An 18,108-nucleotide genomic window follows, 5' to 3' on the forward strand; every position below is an offset into this window, starting at 1 on the left:
CACTCAGTGTGTCACTGGCATGACGGACAATCGCCGTAAGGCGTCGTGCATGCCCGCTGGTAAGTGATTGAATGCCATCGCGGCTGCCGATCCATGGGGGGCGACCGCTCGATGCAAGGTGCTGGAGGATCCGTGGACCTGTCCCTGTCGACTCGAACCGTCGGCGACCGTACGGTCGTCGAGGTCGGCGGCGAGATTGATGTGTACACCGCACCCAAGCTGCGCGAGCAGCTGGTGGAACTCGTGAACGACGGTAGCTACCACCTGGTCGTGGACATGGAAGGCGTGGACTTCCTGGACTCGACCGGACTCGGTGTACTCGTCGGCGGGCTCAAGCGGGTTCGCGCGCATGAAGGCTCGCTGCGCCTGGTGTGCAACCAGGAGCGCATTCTCAAGATTTTCCGTATCACCGGTCTGACCAAGGTGTTTCCCATCCACACCTCGGTCGACGAGGCCGTCGCGGCCACCGATTGACGGCCGACGCCGGACCGCGGGGCACCGGGCGACGCCGACGCCCGGGCCCCAGTGTTGCTTGCCCACAGGCACGAGGGGGAGGCCATGCCCACCGTTGAACTGCTCTTCAGCGCACTGCCGGAGCACGTCCGCACCGCACGACTGGTGGCGGCTGCGGTGGCCCGCAGGGCAGGGGTGGACGAGGCCGTCCTCGACGAGGTCCGGCTCGCCGTCGGTGAGGCGTGCAGCCGGGCCGTCGGCCTGCACCGCAGCAGCGGTGAGGACCGGCCCGTGCACGTGCGGCTGACCGAGGAGGAGAAGAAGTTCACCATCGAGGTCGGTGACAACGGTCCCGATCCCTCGGCCACCGGTAAGGACGCCTCCGGCGCCTCCGTTCCCGCGGCCCGCACCGACGGGCCCGCCGAACACCCGGCGCCGCATCCGGACGCCGCCGATTCCTCCGAGACGTCGGAGGCCGACGACGAGAGCCAGATGGGTCTCGCCGTCATCAGCGGCCTCGTCGACGACGTCGAGGTCGTCTCCGGCGAGTACGGCGACGTCATTCGGATGAGCTGGCCGCTCAATCCCGTCGCGCTCTAGCGTCCCTGCCGCGGGCCGCCCCGACGCGGGCCCCACGGCATTCCGGCACCGCCGTACATGTGTTCCGAACGGGCGTTCCGTGTCGCATCCGGAAACGCCGGCCCATGACTGCCCGAACGCCTCCGCCGCAGGTCAGTGCGGCGAGCTCGGCACGGCCCCGGTTCACTCTTCCTGTTGATCCACTTACACGCGGACTGTTCACCTTTTCCGGTGATATCTGCAGGTGGAGTGCTTTGCTATTCCCTGATGGCGGCGAAATTCGGTTCCTGCGCCCTGTTTTGATCTAGTTGCGCTCCCTACAATCCGTCCATCTTTGCTCAGCTCACAAGCCTGAGCGTCGCGGCTGCGAAGTCGCCCGAGCCGCGCGCCCACGTGCCAAACGTCAAGGAGGACGAATGGCGGGGCCACTTACCCCTCACCTGCAGGACATCGCTCAACCACTGGCCGCAACGCCCGTACTGACCGACGGCAACCGCAATCTGGTGCTCGTCATCGCGGTGGTCGCCCTGGCCGCACTGGGCCTCGCCGTGGTGCTGGTCCGTCAAGTGCTCAGTGCCGACGAGGGCACCGACAGCATGAAGAAGATCGCCGCAGCCGTGCAGGAGGGGGCCAACGCCTATCTCGCACGGCAGTTCCGCACCCTGGGCGTCTTCGCGGTCGCCGCGTTCTTCCTGCTGATGCTGCTGCCCGCGGACAACCTGTCGCAGCGCATCGGACGCAGTGTGTTCTTCCTGGTGGGCGCCGTGTTCTCGGCGATCACCGGCTACATCGGCATGTGGCTCGCGGTACGCAGCAACGTCCGTGTGGCGGCGGCCGCCCGCGCCGCCACCCCGGCGGAGGGTGAGCCCGCGGCTGATCTGACGACGGTCTCCCACCGCGCCATGAAGATCGCCTTCCGCACCGGTGGTGTGGTCGGCATGTTCACGGTGGGCCTCGGCCTGCTGGGCGCCTCCGCCGTCGTGCTGCTCTACAAGGCCGACGCCCCCAAGGTGCTGGAGGGCTTCGGCTTCGGCGCCGCGCTGCTCGCGATGTTCATGCGGGTCGGCGGCGGCATCTTCACCAAGGCCGCGGACGTCGGCGCCGACCTGGTCGGCAAGGTGGAGCAGGGCATCCCCGAGGACGACCCCCGCAACGCCGCGACCATCGCGGACAACGTCGGCGACAACGTCGGCGACTGCGCCGGCATGGCCGCCGACCTGTTCGAGTCGTACGCCGTCACCCTGGTGGCCGCGCTCATCCTCGGCAAGGTCGCCTTCGGTGACTCGGGCCTGGCCTTCCCGCTGCTGATCCCGGCGATCGGTGTGCTCACCGCCATGATCGGCATCTTCGCGGTGGCCCCCCGCCGCAAGGACCGCAGCGGCATGACCGCCATCAACCGCGGCTTCTTCGTGTCCGCCGTCATCTCGCTGGTGATGGTGGCCGTGGCGGCGTTCGCGTACCTGCCCTCGACGTACGCGGACCTGAAGAACGTGCCCGGCGACATCGCCTCGCACTCCGGTGACCCGCGCATCCTCGCGCTGGTCGCGGTCGCCATCGGCATCGTGCTGGCCGCGCTCATCCAGCAGCTGACGGGCTACTTCACCGAGACCAGCCGGCGGCCCGTGCGCGACATCGTCAAGACCTCGCTCACCGGCCCGGCCACCGTCGTCCTGTCCGGCATCTCGGTCGGTCTCGAGTCGGCGGTCTACTCCGCCGTGCTCATCGGCCTGTCGGTGTACGGCGCCTTCCTGCTGGGCGGCGCCTCGGTGTGGCTGGCGCTGTTCGCGGTGGCGCTGGCCGGTACCGGCCTGCTGACCACTGTCGGCGTCATCGTGGCGATGGACACCTTCGGTCCGGTCTCGGACAACGCCCAGGGCATCGCCGAGATGTCCGGTGACGTCCACGGCGCGGGCGCTCAGGTCCTCACCGACCTCGACGCGGTGGGCAACACCACCAAGGCCATCACCAAGGGAATCGCGATCGCGACCGCCGTCCTCGCGGCGACCGCGCTCTTCGGTTCCTTCAAGGAGGCCGTGGACACCGCCGTCCGGGACGCCAACATCTCCGCCGGCGACCTGCGGTGGCTGGACCTGGACATCTCCCAGCCGAACAACCTGGTCGGGCTGCTGCTCGGCGCGGCCGTCGTCTTCCTCTTCTCCGGACTGGCCATCAACGCCGTGTCCCGGTCGGCGGGTTCGGTGGTATTCGAGGTGCGCCGGCAGTTCCGGGAGCGGCCCGGGATCATGGACTACACCGAGCAGCCCGAGTACGGGCGCGTGGTCGACATCTGCACCAAGGACGCGCTGCGCGAGCTGGCCACGCCGGGTCTGCTCGCGGTGCTCGCCCCGGTCGCGGTCGGCTTCTGCTTCGGCGTGGGCTCGCTCGGCGCGTACCTGGCCGGTGCGATCGCGGCCGGCACCTTGATGGCGGTGTTCCTCGCCAACTCCGGTGGTGCCTGGGACAACGCCAAGAAGATGGTCGAGGACGGCCACTACGGCGGCAAGGGCAGCGAGGCCCATGCCGCGACCGTCATCGGCGACACCGTCGGCGACCCCTTCAAGGACACCGCGGGCCCGGCGATCAACCCGCTGCTCAAGGTCATGAACCTGGTGGCGCTGCTGATCGCCCCGGCCGTCGTCAAGTTCTCCTACGGCGACGACGCCAACCTCGGCGTGCGCATCGGCGTCGCCGCGGTGTCGCTGCTGGTCATCGTCGGCGCCGTCTACATGTCCAAGCGCCGCGGTATCGCGGTCGGGGACGACGACGGCGACGACAAAGGCGGAGATTCCGGGGCCGACAAGCGATCAGCCGACCCGTCGGCAACGGCGGTCGTCTGACGCCGGGTGAGCTGAATCCGGCACGAACCGTGCGGGCGCGGCGGGCGTCATCCACAAGGATGGCGCCCGCCGCCCGCGTTTGCGTCAGATCCCTCACCCTCTTTTTGGTTCATATGGGGTATTGATCTCCATATCGTGCGGAGCGGATATGGCCGTCGGGCACCGGCCGTGTAGGTTCCGGGGCCGTGAAGAAGAAACTCGCGACCGCACTGCCCGCTACGGCTCTGATCCTGGCGACGGGGACGCTGACGGGCTGCGGGGACAACGGCAACGAAGAGCTCGACAGCTGGGCGAAGACGGTCTGCACCCAGGCCGCCGCCCAGGTGAAGCAGATCAACGGCGCGAACACGAAGATCAGCAACACCCCGAGCAACGGCAAGCCGATCGAGGTCAGGCGGGCCGACTCCAGCGCGTTCCAGCAGATCTCGGACGCGTACCGGCAGCTCGCCCAGATCGTGGACAAGGCGGGGGACCCGCCGGTCGACAACGGCGCCCAGCTCAAGAAGGACGCGGTGAACGACCTCGACTCGCTGTCCACCTCGTACGCGAACCTGCGCCGGCAGATCGACAAGATCCCGGTGAACGACCAGGCGAAGTTCGCCGACGGCCTCAAGGGCGTCTCCGACAACCTCGCGAAGGTCAGCAAGAGCGGCGAGCAGGCCCTCGACACGCTCCGCAAGGGCGAGGTCGGCCAGGCCATGGCGAAGCAGCCCGGCTGCCAGGAGTCCGGCGCCGCCCCGGCGAAGTCCTGAGCGCGCGAGGGCGGGTGACGGACCCGCCGGGGGTGACAATGGCTCCGTGAGTACGCAGCCGACCCCGCCGCCCCTGCCCGCCCCCGACAGCGCCGACCGCCTCAGGGATGCCCTGCGCGCCGCCGCGTTCACGGCCGACGGCTGCCTGGACCTGCTCGGCGCGACCGCCTACGCGGCCCTGTCGCGGGCCGAGACCGTGCCCGCCCTGCGCGCCACGCGCGGCGGCAGCCCGCTGGAGAGCCTGGTGCGGCTCTTCCTGCTGCAGCAGCCGGTTCCGTACGGCCGGCTGCGCGACGTGCTCCCGGTCGACGCCGCCGTCGCCGGCGGCTGGCTGGTGCGGGACGGCGACGAGCTGCGCGCCACGGTGGACGTGCGTCCGTACGGGGGCGACGACGGCGAGGACTGGTGGATCGTCTCCGACCTCGGCTGCGCCGTGGGCGGATCGCGCGGTGTGCGCGGCATCGGGACGGCCCCCGGCGTGGACCGGGCGGACCTGGTGCTCGGGGTCGGTGGTGCCTCCACCACCCTGGCCGGGATCACCGTGCGCACGCCCGTGGCGAGCGCCCTGGACCTCGGCACCGGTTCCGGCATCCAGGCGCTGCACGCCTCCCGGCACGCCACCCGGGTCACCGCGACGGACCTCAACCCGCGCGCCCTGCACTTCACCCGGCTCACGCTCGCCCTGTCCGGGGCCCCCGAGCCCGACGTGCGGCAGGGCAGCCTCTTCGAGCCGGTCGGCGATCAGCGCTTCGACCTGATCGTGTCCAACCCGCCGTTCGTCATCTCGCCCGGCGGCCGCTTCACCTACCGCGACGGCGGCATGGCCGGCGACGACCTGTGCCGCACGCTCGTCCAGCAGGCCGGTGACCACCTCACCGAGGGCGGCCGGCTCCAACTGCTCGCCAACTGGGAGCACACCGAGGGCGAGGACTGGCGGGACCGGGTCGCCTCCTGGGTGCCGCGGGACTGCGACGCGTGGATCGTGCAGCGCGAGGTGCAGGACACCGCCCAGTACGCCGAGTTGTGGCTGCGCGACGGCGGCGACCACCTGGCCGGCTCGGAGGAGTACACGGCCCGCTACGACGCATGGCTGGACGCCTTCGAGCAGCGCAAGACCAAGGGGGTCGGCTTCGGCTGGATCACTGTGCGCAGGACCGGCTCCGACCGGCCCGTGGTGGTCGCGGAGGAGTGGCCGCATCCCGTGGAGCAGCCGCTCGGCCCGCACATCGACGCCTGGTTCGACCGTCAGGACTTCCTGCGGGACCACGACGACGCGGCCCTGCTGGACGCCCGTTTCCGGCTCGCGGACGAGGTGGTGCAGGAGCAGGTGGGCATGCCCGGCGCCGAGGACCCCGAGCACGTCGTGCTCCGCTCGCAGCGCGGCATGCGCCGGGCGACCCGGGTCGACACCGTGGGCGCGGGCTTCGCGGGCGTCTGCGACGGTACGCTCTCGGCCGGCCGGATCCTGGACGCCATCGCCCAGTTGCTCGGCGAGGACCCGGTGGTGCTGCGGGACCGCACGCCGGAGGCGATCCGGCTGCTGGTGGAGCAGGGCTTCATCGAGCCGGTGTGACAACGCGAACGGCCCGCGTCCGCTGCGGAGAGGCGGACGCGGGCCGGACGGCGGCGGGTGATCAGCCGCGCAGGACGCGGCCCTTGGCGTCCGTGCGGTCGTTGCTGGTGAAGAAGAGGATCGCGTCGATCAGGGCCCAGATGCCACAGCCGCCGAGGGTGACGAGCTGGCCGATGGCCATGCCCGTGTGGCCGGTGTAGAAGCGGCCGATGCCCAGACCGCCCAGGAACAGCTGCAGCAGACCGGCGGTCACCTTGGACTTGTCGGACAGCGGCCGACCAGCCGGGTCGTAACCGAACGGGGCGTCAGGGGTGGGCGTTGCCATGGATCGTGCTCCTTGTGCCGTGGGGACGTACCGGCAGGAGCGCACACACCATCAGATCCGGCCCCCCGCCGTGGATGGCCCACATCTAAGCATCGAATACGTACATCTGTCCCACTGGTTAACAGACGTCACAAAGATGTGATCATGGCGTTGTCAAACCGCGTTCCGTGCGATTCCCCAGGCCAGGGCCGTGGCGAGCACCGCCACCTGGCCGTACTTGTGAAGTCTGGGGTGGTACGCCCGCCCCCGCAGGCCCTCGAACACCCAGCGTCCGTAGAGATAGAGGCCGACGGGGCTCGCCAGGAGCAGCAGGCGGTTGTCGTGGAAGGCCGCCGTGAGGTCCCCGTGCATCAGGTCGTAGACCATGCGCGTCGCCCCGCAGGCCGGACAGAGCAGTCCGGTCGCCCAGTTGAGGGGGCAGCGGGGCAGCCAGTGACCGTGTTCGTGCGGATCGGTTCCCCACAGGTAGGCGGCGCCGACCGCGCCGGCCACCAGGGACGCCAGTGGAGCCGCGGCCGGTCGCCCGGCCACGGCTCTGAGGCGGTGGAACGTGAGGGAGGTCATCGTCGTCCTCAGCTGCGCAGGAGGCGGCCCTGGGAGTCGGTGCGGTCGTTGCTCGTCAGGAAGAGGATGCCGTCGATCAACGACCAGATGCCGAACCCGCCGCAGGTGAGGAGCTGGGCTATGCCTATGCCGACGTCGCCCACGTAGAAGCGGCCGATGCCCAGACCGCCCAGCAGCAACTGCAGCACACCCGCGACGATCTTGGACTTGTCCGACAGCGGGCGGCCGTACGGGTCGTAGCCGTAGGGCGCGTTGGGGTCGCCGGTGTAGCCGCCCTGCGGGGGGTAGCCGTAGCCGCCCTGCGGGTAGGCCCCCTGCTGCGGGTAGCCGTACCCGGGCTGCTGGCCGTAGGACCCGCCGCCGGCCGGCGGCTGCTGCGGATAGCCGTAACCCTCCTGCTTGGGCGGGCCGTACGGGTTGTTCGGGTCGGACATCTTCGGGCTCCCCCTACGAGAAGACGGTCTGTGATTCCGCCATCTTGTCAGGCGCGTCAAGAAAGTCGGGGCGGGATGCGGGCGGCTGCGGGCCGCACGGGGAGTGCGCGGCAGCGGACCGGGAGCGAAAGGATCCGGCCAGTTCGCCCGCCGCGGTGTTCACCGGGGATTGGCCCTGCGGACCCCGTGCCGTGCGATTCTCCGGACGACGGCGGGCGTCCGGCCGCCGGGCGGACGCAGGGGGTGTGAGGAGTCATGGACATGGAAACCGTGCCGGGGACCTTCGCCGGAACGGTGTTCGCGCTCTTCGGCGGCGCCCTTCTGCTGTGGACGGTCACCCGTGCCGTGCGCAGCGAGCCGGTGACGCCGGGAGGCGGGACGCTGGGGACGGCCGTGGCCGGTTTTTTCGGGATCGTCTCGCTGCTCGTCGGGGTCTGGCTGTTCCTGACCCTCTGAGCTGGACAAAACAGGCATGACTGGCAGTCCGTGCGGCAGACAGGACGCTTGTCGGGTTACCGTTCGAGTGGCGTTGCGGACTTTTCCCGTTTGACACGGGACCGGGATGTACGGTCACACTCCGCAGCGAGACCACCTTCGACCCGGAGAGAAGAGCGAAGTTGTCCCCGACCCGCGACACCGCAGAGGGCGGCGGCCGCCGACTCGTCATCGTCGAGTCGCCTGCCAAGGCGAAGACGATCAAGGGCTACCTCGGCCCTGGCTATGTCGTCGAGGCCAGCGTCGGGCACATCCGCGACCTCCCGAACGGGGCCGCCGAAGTGCCGGCGGAGTACAAGGGCCAGCCGTGGGCGCGGCTCGGCGTCAACGTCGACAGCGAGTTCCAGCCGATCTACGTTGTCAACGCCGACAAGAAGGCCCAGGTCAAGAAGCTCAAGGACCTGCTGAAGGAGTCCGACGAACTCCTGCTCGCCACCGATGAGGACCGCGAGGGCGAGGCCATCGCGTGGCATCTGCAGGAAGTCCTCAAGCCAAAGGTCCCGGTCCGCCGGATGGTCTTCCACGAGATCACCAAGGACGCCATCCAGGAAGCCGTCCGCAACCCGCGCGAGCTGAACCAGACCCTCGTGGACGCCCAGGAGACCCGCCGCATCCTCGACCGCCTCTACGGCTACGAGGTCTCGCCGGTCCTGTGGAAGAAGGTCATGCCGCGCCTGTCGGCCGGCCGCGTCCAGTCCGTCGCCACCCGGCTCGTCGTGCAGCGCGAGCGCGAGCGCATCGCCTTCCGCTCCGCCGAGTACTGGGACCTGTCGGCCACCTTCGCGACCGGCCGGACCGGTGACGCCACCGACCCCGGCAGCTTCGGCGCCAAGCTCAGCGCCGTCGACGGCAAGCGCGTCGCCCAGGGCCGGGACTTCGGCTCGACCGGGCAGCTCAGGGAGGGCTCGGGCGTCCTCCACCTGGACGAGGCCGCCGCCCGCGCGCTCGCCGCCGCCCTGGAGGGCGCCGCCTTCTCGGTCCGTTCGGTCGAGTCCAAGCCCTACCGCCGCTCGCCGTACGCGCCCTTCCGCACCACGACCCTGCAGCAGGAGGCCAGCCGCAAGCTCGGCTTCGGCGCCAAGGCCACCATGCAGGTCGCCCAGAAGCTGTACGAGAACGGCTTCATCACCTACATGCGTACGGACTCCACCACGCTGTCGGAGACCGCGATCACCGCCGCCCGCGCCCAGGTCACCCAGCTCTACGGCGCCGACTACCTGCCGGACAAGCCCCGCGTCTACGCGGGCAAGGTCAAGAACGCCCAGGAGGCGCACGAGGCGATCCGCCCCTCGGGTGATCGTTTCCGCACCCCGGCCGAGACCGGCCTGACCGGCGACCAGTACCGCCTGTACGAGCTGATCTGGATGCGCACCGTCGCCTCCCAGATGAAGGACGCGGTCGGCCAGTCCGTGACCGTCAAGGTCGGCGGCCGTGCCGGCGACGGCCGCGACGCCGAGTTCTCCGCGTCCGGCAAGATCATCACCTTCCACGGCTTCATGAAGGCCTACGTCGAAGGCGCCGACGACCCGAACGCGGAGCTCGACAGCAGCGAGCGCCGGCTGCCCGCGGTCACCGAGGGTGACGTGCTCACCGCCCGGGACATCACCGCCGACGGCCATGCGACCAAGCCCCCGGCCCGCTACACCGAGGCTTCGCTGGTCAAGGAGCTGGAAGAGCGCGAGATCGGCCGTCCGTCGACCTACGCCTCGATCATCGGCACCATCCTCGACCGCGGCTATGTGTTCAAGAAGGGCACGGCCCTGGTGCCGTCCTTCCTCTCCTTCGCCGTCGTCGGCCTCCTGGAGAAGCACTTCGGCCGGCTCGTCGACTACGACTTCACCGCCCGGATGGAGGACGACCTCGACCGCATCGCCCGCGGTGAGGCCCAGGCCGTGCCGTGGCTGCGCCGCTTCTACTTCGGCGAGGGCGACACTCCCGAGGCGGTCGGCGGCGCCGCGGACGCCGGCAACGGCGACGGGGACCACCTCGGCGGCCTGAAGGAACTCGTCGAGGACCTCGGCGCCATCGACGCCCGCGAGGTCTCCTCCTTCCCCGTCGGCAACGGCATCGTGCTGCGCGTCGGCCGCTACGGCCCGTACGTGGAGAAGCCCAGCGAGGTCGAGGGCGAGACCGGGCAGCGCGCCGACGTCCCCGACGACATGCCGCCGGACGAGCTGACCGTCGAACTCGCCGAGGAACTGCTGGCCAAGCCCAGCGGCGACTTCGAGCTGGGCGCGGACCCGGAGACCGGCCGCCAGATCGTCGCCAAGGACGGCCGCTACGGCCCGTACGTCACCGAGATCCTCCCCGAGGGCACCCCGAAGACCGGCAAGAACGCGGTCAAGCCGCGCACCGCCTCCCTCTTCAAGTCGATGTCCCTCGACACGGTGACGCTGCAGGACGCGCTCAAGCTGATGTCGCTGCCGCGCGTCGTCGGCGCCGACCCCGAGGGCGTCGAGATCACCGCGCAGAACGGCCGCTACGGCCCGTACCTGAAGAAGGGCACCGACTCGCGCTCCCTGGAGACCGAGGACCAGCTCTTCACGATCACCCTCGACGAAGCCCTCGCGATCTACGCCCAGCCCAAGGCACGCGGCCGCGCCGCCGCCAAGCCCCCGCTGAAGGAACTGGGCACCGACCCGGTCAGCGAGCGTCCCGTCGTCGTCAAGGACGGCCGCTTCGGCCCGTACGTCACCGACGGCGAGACCAACGCCACGCTGCGCCGTGACGACGACGTCGAGACGATCACGCCCGAGCGCGGCTACGAACTGCTCGCCGAGAAGCGGGCCAAGGCCCCTGCCAAGAAGACGGCGAAGAAGGCCCCCGCGAAGAAGGCCACCGCGGCGAAGAAGACGACGACGGCGAAGAAGACCGCCGCCGCGAAGACCACGACGGCCGCGAAGAAGACCGTGGCCAAGAAGACCGTGGCCAAGAAGACCGCCGCCAAGAAGACGACGGCCGCGGCGAAGAAAACGGCGGAATAGCCCCACGGGAACCGGCGGCGGCGGAATCCGGCCCGCCGCCGGTTGTCACGGCCTCTCAACGGTCGTGACGGGCGCCCGTCACGACCGCGGCCGCTGCCGATAGGCTGGCGGGATGACGCGATCCGAGCTGCCAACGGACACGTTCGCCGACGACCTCGCGGCCGACTCGCGCGAACGCGCGGTCGGAGCGCTGCTGAAGATCCCACCGCTGCGCAAGCTGTGGGGCGCCCAGCTGACCGGTGCCGTCGCCGACCGTCTCGCCCTGCTGGTGCTGGTGGTGCTGACCGTGCAGGCCTGCGTCGCCGCCCAGACCTTCGGCGACGGGTACCGCGGAGCGGCCTTCGCCGTGGCCGCGGTCTTCGGCGCCCGGCTGCTGGCCACGCTGCTGTTCGGCGCGGTCCTGCTGGGCCCGCTGGGCGGACTCACCGGGCCGCAGGGGCCGCTCGACCGGCGCTGGACCATGATCGGATCCGACGTCCTGCGCGTCGCCCTCCTCATCGTGGCCCCGCTGTGGATCACCTGGGTGCCCGGCAAGGCCGGCGCGTGGCTGCTCGTCACCGTCTTCGTCGCCGGTGTGGCCGAACGCCTGTGGACGGTCGCCAAGGACGGCGCCGCTCCGGCCCTGCTGCCCGCCCCGGCGCCGGGCGCAGGAACGGTACGGCCGCTGCCCGACCACCTCGACGCGCTGCGCCGCCTCGACCTGCGGACCGGTTTCGTCGCCTTCCCGCTGGCCGCCGCGGGCCTCGTCGTCGTCACCCTGGTCGGCAATCTCCTCGCGGTCGGCGTCGACTGGTTCTCCCTGCACCAGGTCGCCCTCGGCTCGTACGTCGCCGCCGGGCTGTTCGCCGCGTCCCTCGCCGTCGTGTACTTCCTGGAGCTGCCCGGCGGCCGGACCGCCCCGCTCCACTCCCCGCTGCAGGGGCTGCGGCTCGCGGACCGCGGGCGCACCGGTGCCGTCCCGGTGCTCGTCCTCGGCACCGCCACCGTCGCAGGGGCCGTCGCGGCCGCCGTCGGCCTCGCCGTCCTGCACGCCTCCGACCTCGGCGGCGGGCCGGTCGGCTACGGCCTGCTGGTGCTCGCCCTCACCGCGGGTCCCGTGATCGGCATCCGCGTGGCGCCGCGCATCCTGCCCGGTCTGTCCCGGCGCCGCCTGCTGGCGATCGCCGTCGCCGTCACGGGCCTCGCGCTGCTGCTGGCCGGCATCGTCCCGGACCCGACGACCGTGCTGCTGCTGGCCCTGCTCGCAGGCCTCGCGGCCGGTGTCGTCGCCAACACCGGCCACACCCTGATCGACCAGGAGACCGAGGAGTCCCGCCGGGCCCGGGCCACCGACCACCTCCACGCCGTCACCCGGCTCCTCATGGCGGTCGGCGTCATCGGAGCGCCTCTGCTCGCCGCCGGCATCGGCCCGCACCGCGTCGAAGGCGGCCACTTCACGTTCGACCACGGCGGCGCCGCGTACACCCTCATGCTCGTCGGTGCGCTGCTGCTGCCCGTCGCCGCCCTCGTCCTCGGCAAGGCCGACGACCGGCAGGGCGTCCCGCTGCGCCGTGACCTCCGCGAGGCGCTGCGCGGCGGCGACCCGGCCCAGGCCCCCGCGCCCACCGGCTTCTTCATCGCCGTCGAGGGCGGCGACGGCGCGGGCAAGTCGACCCAGGTAGAGGCGCTCGCCGACTGGATCCGGGCCAAGGGCCACGAGGTCGTCGTCACCCGCGAGCCGGGCGCCACGGCCGTCGGCAAGCGCCTGCGGTCGATCCTGCTGGACGTCTCCAGCGCCGGCCTCTCGCACCGCGCCGAGGCCCTGCTCTACGCCGCCGACCGGGCCGAGCACGTCGACACCGTCGTGCGCCCCGCCCTGGAGCGCGGCGCCGTGGTCGTCTCCGACCGCTACATCGACTCCTCCGTCGCCTACCAGGGCGCCGGACGCGACCTCGCGCCGACCGAGATCGCCCGCATCTCGCGCTGGGCGACCGACGGCCTGGTCCCGCACCTCACCGTGCTGCTCGACGTCTCCCCGGAGGCCGCCCGCGAGCGCTTCACCGAGGCACCCGACCGGCTGGAGTCCGAGCCCGCGGAGTTCCACGAGCGGGTGCGCGCCGGATTCCTCACGCTCGCCGCCGCCGACCCGGCCCGCTACCTGGTGATCGACGCCGCACAGGAGCCCGACGCCGTCACCACGGTGATACGCCACCGGCTCGACCAGGTCCTGCCCCTGTCGGAGAAGGAGATCGAGGCCCGCGAGAAGGCCCGCATCGCCGCCGAGGAGGAGGCCCGTCGCCTCGCCGAGGAGGAGGCCGCCCGCAAGGCCGAAGAGGAGCGGCTCGAGCGCGAACGCCAGGCCCAGCTGGAGAAGCTCCGCCAGGAAGAGGAGGAGCGCCGCCGCCTCGACGAGGAGACCGCCCGCCGCGAGGCCGAGGAGGCCGCCGCGGAAGCGGCGCGCCGCCGCGCGGAGGAGGCCCGGCGCCTCGCCGAGGAGGAGCGGGTGCGCCGCGAGGCCGAGGAGCGCGCCCTCCACGAGGAGCAGGAACGCCGTCGCCGCCAGGCCGACGAGGAGGCCCGGCTCCGCGCCGAGGCGGAGGAACGACGCCTCGAGCGCCAGCGCAAGGCCGAGGAGGCGCTGCTCCGGGCCGAGGAGGCGCGGCTCGCGGCCGAGGCGGAGGCCGAGGACGCGACGGTCACGGTCGAGACGCCCAAGCCGGCGGTGCCGGCCGCGGACGACGAGACCGCGGTGCTGCCGGCGGTGCCGGCTGCGCCGGCAGCCGAGGAGGAGACGGCGGTGCTGCGGCCCGTCCCCGCCGACCCGGACGTCGCGGAGACCGCGGTCCTGCGGCCCGTCCGCGCGGACGACGAAACGGCGGTCATCCCGCCCGTTCGCCCGGACGAGCGTTTTCCCTCCGATTTCTTCCGCAAGGAGGAACCCGAGTCGGGGAACGAGCGGACGCGTGAGCTGCCCTCCGTCCCCGAGGCGGAGGCGAAGCCGAGGCGGCCGAGGCCGTCGTGGGCGGAGGAGACGCCGCTGGACGATCTGCCCACGTTGGCGGACGAGCTGCTGGGTCCGCGGGACCCCGAGGACCCCCGTCCCTGAGGGACCCCGGACCGGGGAGGCTTTTTCCCCCGCCCGCCCTCCCCCAGCCTTCGGCCGGGGGTGCCCCCAGCCCGGCGCGGTAAGTGCGGTCCTGCGCTGCGTGGGTGTGGGGGTCGGTGCCGCGCCGGGGTGCGCCCCCCGCTGCCGCTGGGAGGTGCCCCCACCTCGGCGCTCGCCGGTTACCCCAACATCGTCCGGCATCGGACCACGCGGTCGCCGCTTGTCGCTCCCGCAGCTACCGCTGGGGGAGGACCCCGCCACAACCCCCTCCCGGGCCGGTGGGGGTGCTGTAGGCGGTGACGGCTGCGCCCTTGGACTGCGCTGCGCCAACGGTGGCCCCGGGCACGGTGCCGCTTCTACCCCCCTCCGGGGATCAGGCGCGATACGAAACGGAGGGGGCGGGGGAGTTGGGGGCACCCCCGGCCGGAGGCTGGGGGAGGGTGGGTGTTCTGGACTGTGGAGCATATGTGGGTGCATGACCCGGGGTGATCAACGGCAGGTGCCGGAGGCACCGAAATGTGCTGTCCAGAATGGCCGGCCCCGGAGGCCCCGCACCCGGCCCACCCCGCACGCGCGTCGGGGCGCCCTGACTTCACAGGGCTGGGGGCAGCCCCGGCCGAAGGTTGGGGGAGGGCGGGAGGGCGGGGAAGAAACCTCACCCGGGAACGGCGGAGCCAAACGTCAGGAGAATGGCCTCGTGCGGTACCTGATACTCGGCCCCACAGACGCGCGCAGCGCAACCGGCGCCCCCGTGCCCTTGGGCACCGGCAAGCGCCTGCGCGCCCTCCTTGCCGCCCTGGCGCTGCACGCGCCGCACCCCGTCTCGCCGGAGGCGCTGATCGCGGAGGTGTGGGGCGGAGAGGGCGACGACCCTCCCCAGGACGCCGCAGGCGCCCTGCAGGCGCTGGTGTCGCGGCTGCGCCGCGCCCTCGGGGACGGCAGGGAGGCCGTCGCGTCGGGTCCGGGCGGTTACCGCCTGGTGATCGCGTCCCCGGACGACGTGGACCTCAACGTGTTCGAGCGCCTGGCCCGCGAGGGGGCCGCCGCTCTGGACGCCGGTGACGCCGAACGCGCCGCGGACATCCTCGGCCGGGCGCTCGCGCTGTGGCGCGGCCCCGCGCTGGCGGACCTGCCGGACCGGAGCGCGGCCGCCGCCCGGCTGGGGGCGCTGCGGCTGACCGCGACGTACCACCGCATCGAGGCGTACCTGGCACTGGGCCGGGCGGTGGAGGTGCTGCCGCAGGTGCGGGGCCTGGTGGCCGAGCACCCGCTGCACGAGCCGTTCCGGGCGCAGTGGATCCGCGCGCTGCGCGCGACGGGCCGTTCGGCGGACGCGCTGGGGGCGTACGAGGAGTCCCGGCGCACGCTCGCCGACCGGCTGGGCACCGATCCGGGCCCCGAACTGCGCGCGCTGCACGCTGAGTTGCTGTTCGCAGCCGGACCCGCAGCCGGACCCGCAGCCGGACCCGGACCCGGACCCGGACCCGGACCCGGACCGGGACCCGTACCGGACCCGGCGCGGGCGCCCCGTACGGGGAACCTGCGGGCCCGGCTGACCAGTTTCGTGGGCCGGGAGACGGAACTGGTCGCGCTCCGCAGGAGCCTGGCGGACGGCCGGCGGCGCCTGGTGACCCTGACGGGGCCGGGCGGCTCGGGCAAGACCCGGCTGTCGCAGGAGGCCGCCCAGTCGGCCGAGGCGGCCGACGCCTACCCGGACGGGGTGTGGCTGGCCGAGCTCGCGGCCCTGGACCATCCCGCGGCCGTGCCGGACGCGGTGCTCAGCGCGGTCGGGCGCCGCGACACCGCGGTACTGGCGGCGGCCCGGGAGGTGCGCGGCGTCGCCGACGCCGATCCCACGGCGCGGTTGCTGGAGTTCTGCGCGCAGCGCCGCCTTCTGCTGATTCTGGACAACTGCGAGCACGTCGTCGACGCCGCCGCCGCGCTCACCGACCGGTTGCTGGCCGCCTGCCCGGGGGTGACGGTGCTGGCCACCAGCCGGGAGCCGCTGGGCCTGCCGGGCGAGACGGTGCGCCCGGTGGAACCGCTGCCGCTGCCGACCGCGCGCCGGTTGTTCGTGGAGCGCGCGGCGGCGGTGCGTCCCGGGTTCGACGCCTCCCGCGACCACACCGGGGCGGTGGACGAGATCTGCCGCCGCCTGGACGGCCTGCCGCTGGCGATCGAATTGGCCGCGGCACGCCTGCGGGTGCTGTCGCCGCGCCAGATCGCCGACCGGCTCGACGACCGCTTCCGGCTGCTGACCGGCGGCAGCCGTACCGCGCTGCCGCGCCAGCAGACGCTGCGGGCCGTCGTCGACTGGAGCTGGGACCTGCTGAGCGGGGCCGAGCGCACCGCGCTGCGCCGGCTGAGCGTCTTCGCGGGCGGCTGCACTTTGCCGGCGGCCGAGGCGGTGTGCGGCGAGGACGCGCTGGAGCTGATCGGGCAACTGGCCGACAAGTCGCTGATCGTGGTGGAGCACAGCGCGGAGGAGGTGCGCTACCGGCTCCTGGAGACCATCCACGAGTACGCCGTGGAGCGCGCCGCCGCGGACCCCGAGGACCGGGCGGCGGCCGCCGCCCGGCACACCGCGTACTGGCTGGAGTTCGCCGGTGCCGCGGATGCCGGCATGCGCGGTCCTGACCAGCTGGTGTGGGCCGCGCGCATGGAGGCGGATCTCGACAACGTCCGCGCCGCCCTGGACCGCACGATCGGGGCGGCGGAGTACGACGACGCGATCGCGCTCGTCCTGCACATGGGCTGGTTCTGGTGGCTGCGCAACTATCGCGACGAGGCGACGGCGTGGATCGAGCGGCTGGTCGAGGCCACCGATCTCCCCGAGGACCGTGAGGCTCCCGGCTTCTGGCCGCGCATGAACCTGCGGCTGCTGCACCTCTTCGTCGTGAGCGACACCGTGGCGCGCGAGGTGATCCAGGGCCCGGCGATGCTGGAGCTCGCGTCCCGCGTCATCGCCGCCTACGAGGAGCCGAGCCCGCACTCCGCACGCTTCCCCGGCATGCTCTGGCCGTTCTCCGACTACATCCTGGGCCGCCACGGCAGGATCCGGGAGCACGCGGATGCGATGGTGGAGAGCTGCCGCCGGTACGGGGGCGACTGGGAGCTGGCGGCCGCGCTGATGTTCCGTACCCACATCACCATCGACCTGCCGGGCGGACTGGCCCGGGCCGACGACGACTGGCCGGAGCTGCTGGAGCTCAGCGAGCGGATCGGCGACCGGTGGATGCGCGCCCAGGTGTGCGAGGCCGGCGCCGAGATGGCCCTCGCCTACGGCGACTACGAGGCGGCGCAGGCGGATCTGGAGGAGGCGCTGCGGTACGGCTCGGAACTGGGCGCGCACGTGGAGGGCATCTTCGTCCGTTCCCGGATGGGTGAGCTGGCGTACCGCTCCGGGGACGACGAGCGGGCCGAGAAGCTGCTGATCCAGGCGGCCGAGGAGGCCGAGCAGTACGGGGTGTGGGACGCCCGCGCCTACATCCGGGTGCTGCTGGCGCAGATCCTGCTGCGGCGCGACGACGTGCCGCGTGCCCGGGAGTTGAGCGAGCTGGCACGGGGCGAGGGCAGCATGGGCACGCCGCCGCCGGACTTCGAGCTGCTCTGCGAGAGCCTCGCGGCCCGGATCCTGGCCGCCGAGGGCGATCCGGCCGGTGCCCTGGCCGGGCTGGCGAACGCGGTCCGCGCGGGCGTCGGCGGCTACTGCGCGGAGATCCGGCTCGCGGCCGTGGTCGAGTACGGCGCCGAAGTGCTGCTGGCCCTCGGCGACCCGGCCCGTGCCGCCCTGTTGCACGGCGCGGCGGACGGACTGCGGTCCGGGCTGCCGCGCCCGGTCCCCGAGGAGGAGGGCGTCCGGGCCGTCGAGGGGGCGGCTCGCGCCGCGTTGGGCGACACCGCGTACGAGGCGGCCCGCGCGCGGGGGAACCAACTGGGCGGGACGGGGGCGTACGACGTGATGGCGGAGGCGATCGCGGCCTGGCCGACGGGATTGCGGCGGTCCCGCGGCGCGTTGCATCTTTGA

Annotated in this window: 12 protein-coding genes; 9 read left to right on the forward strand and 3 right to left on the reverse strand. The window is 72.3% G+C overall.

Translation table 11 applies throughout. The features are described from left to right. The first annotated feature begins 132 nt into the window (after positions 1-132). The 5 genes from bldG to ACIP98_RS16985 all read left to right on the forward strand — a co-directional run bounded on the left by bldG (position 133) and on the right by ACIP98_RS16985 (position 6,194). A complete protein-coding gene (gene bldG / locus ACIP98_RS16965) occupies positions 133-474 on the forward strand; it encodes an anti-sigma factor antagonist BldG (protein ID WP_018562186.1) in 342 nt (113 codons plus the stop codon). A gap of 84 nt (positions 475-558) precedes the next feature. Further along, a complete protein-coding gene (locus tag ACIP98_RS16970; protein WP_319665401.1) occupies positions 559-1,053 on the forward strand; it encodes an ATP-binding protein in 495 nt (164 codons plus the stop codon). A 395-nt stretch (positions 1,054-1,448) separates the two neighbouring features. After that, positions 1,449-3,869 carry a sodium-translocating pyrophosphatase gene (locus tag ACIP98_RS16975; protein ID WP_319665400.1) on the forward strand — a complete coding sequence of 807 codons (2,421 nt, stop codon included), beginning with the start codon at positions 1,449-1,451 and terminating at the stop codon, positions 3,867-3,869. 185 nt (positions 3,870-4,054) lie between these two features. Next, the gene (locus ACIP98_RS16980; RefSeq protein WP_319665399.1) at positions 4,055-4,621 is read left to right on the forward strand and encodes a small secreted protein; all 567 of its coding nucleotides are present in this window, start codon (positions 4,055-4,057) and stop codon (positions 4,619-4,621) included. A 46-nt stretch (positions 4,622-4,667) separates the two neighbouring features. Next, positions 4,668-6,194, forward strand: coding sequence for a methyltransferase (locus tag ACIP98_RS16985; protein ID WP_401976542.1), 1,527 nt, complete (start codon positions 4,668-4,670; stop codon positions 6,192-6,194). Between the two features lie 61 nt (positions 6,195-6,255). Here the strand turns inward: ACIP98_RS16985 and ACIP98_RS16990 are convergent, their stop codons facing one another. From ACIP98_RS16990 to ACIP98_RS17000, 3 genes are all read right to left on the reverse strand, one after another. Further along, entirely contained in the window at positions 6,256-6,519 is a 264-nt protein-coding gene (locus ACIP98_RS16990; protein ID WP_319665397.1) for a TM2 domain-containing protein, read from the reverse strand. Between the two features lie 153 nt (positions 6,520-6,672). Next, positions 6,673-7,083 (reverse strand): DUF2752 domain-containing protein, encoded by a 411-nt coding sequence (locus ACIP98_RS16995; RefSeq protein WP_401976545.1) that lies wholly within the window; start codon positions 7,081-7,083, stop codon positions 6,673-6,675. Positions 7,084-7,091: 8 nt separating this feature from the next. Continuing rightward, positions 7,092-7,517: a TM2 domain-containing protein gene (locus ACIP98_RS17000; RefSeq protein ID WP_319665395.1), complete on the reverse strand. Its 426-nt coding sequence runs from the start codon at positions 7,515-7,517 to the stop codon at positions 7,092-7,094. 255 nt (positions 7,518-7,772) lie between these two features. On the opposite strand from ACIP98_RS17000, the gene ACIP98_RS17005 reads away from it, so the two are divergent. The 4 genes from ACIP98_RS17005 to ACIP98_RS17020 all read left to right on the forward strand — a co-directional run bounded on the left by ACIP98_RS17005 (position 7,773) and on the right by ACIP98_RS17020 (position 18,108). Then, entirely contained in the window at positions 7,773-7,973 is a 201-nt protein-coding gene (locus tag ACIP98_RS17005; RefSeq protein WP_401976548.1) for a hypothetical protein, read from the forward strand. A 161-nt stretch (positions 7,974-8,134) separates the two neighbouring features. Then, a complete protein-coding gene (topA, locus tag ACIP98_RS17010) occupies positions 8,135-10,996 on the forward strand; it encodes a type I DNA topoisomerase (RefSeq protein ID WP_401976551.1) in 2,862 nt (953 codons plus the stop codon). Positions 10,997-11,108: 112 nt separating this feature from the next. Continuing rightward, the gene (gene tmk / locus ACIP98_RS17015) at positions 11,109-14,081 is read left to right on the forward strand and encodes a dTMP kinase (RefSeq protein ID WP_401976554.1); all 2,973 of its coding nucleotides are present in this window, start codon (positions 11,109-11,111) and stop codon (positions 14,079-14,081) included. 697 nt (positions 14,082-14,778) lie between these two features. Next, positions 14,779-18,108, forward strand: a complete 3,330-nt coding sequence (locus ACIP98_RS17020; protein ID WP_401976557.1) for an AfsR/SARP family transcriptional regulator — start codon at positions 14,779-14,781, stop codon at positions 18,106-18,108.

Origin of the sequence: Streptomyces sp. NPDC088354 (genome assembly GCF_044753585.1) — a bacterium.
Classification (GTDB): domain Bacteria; phylum Actinomycetota; class Actinomycetes; order Streptomycetales; family Streptomycetaceae; genus Actinacidiphila.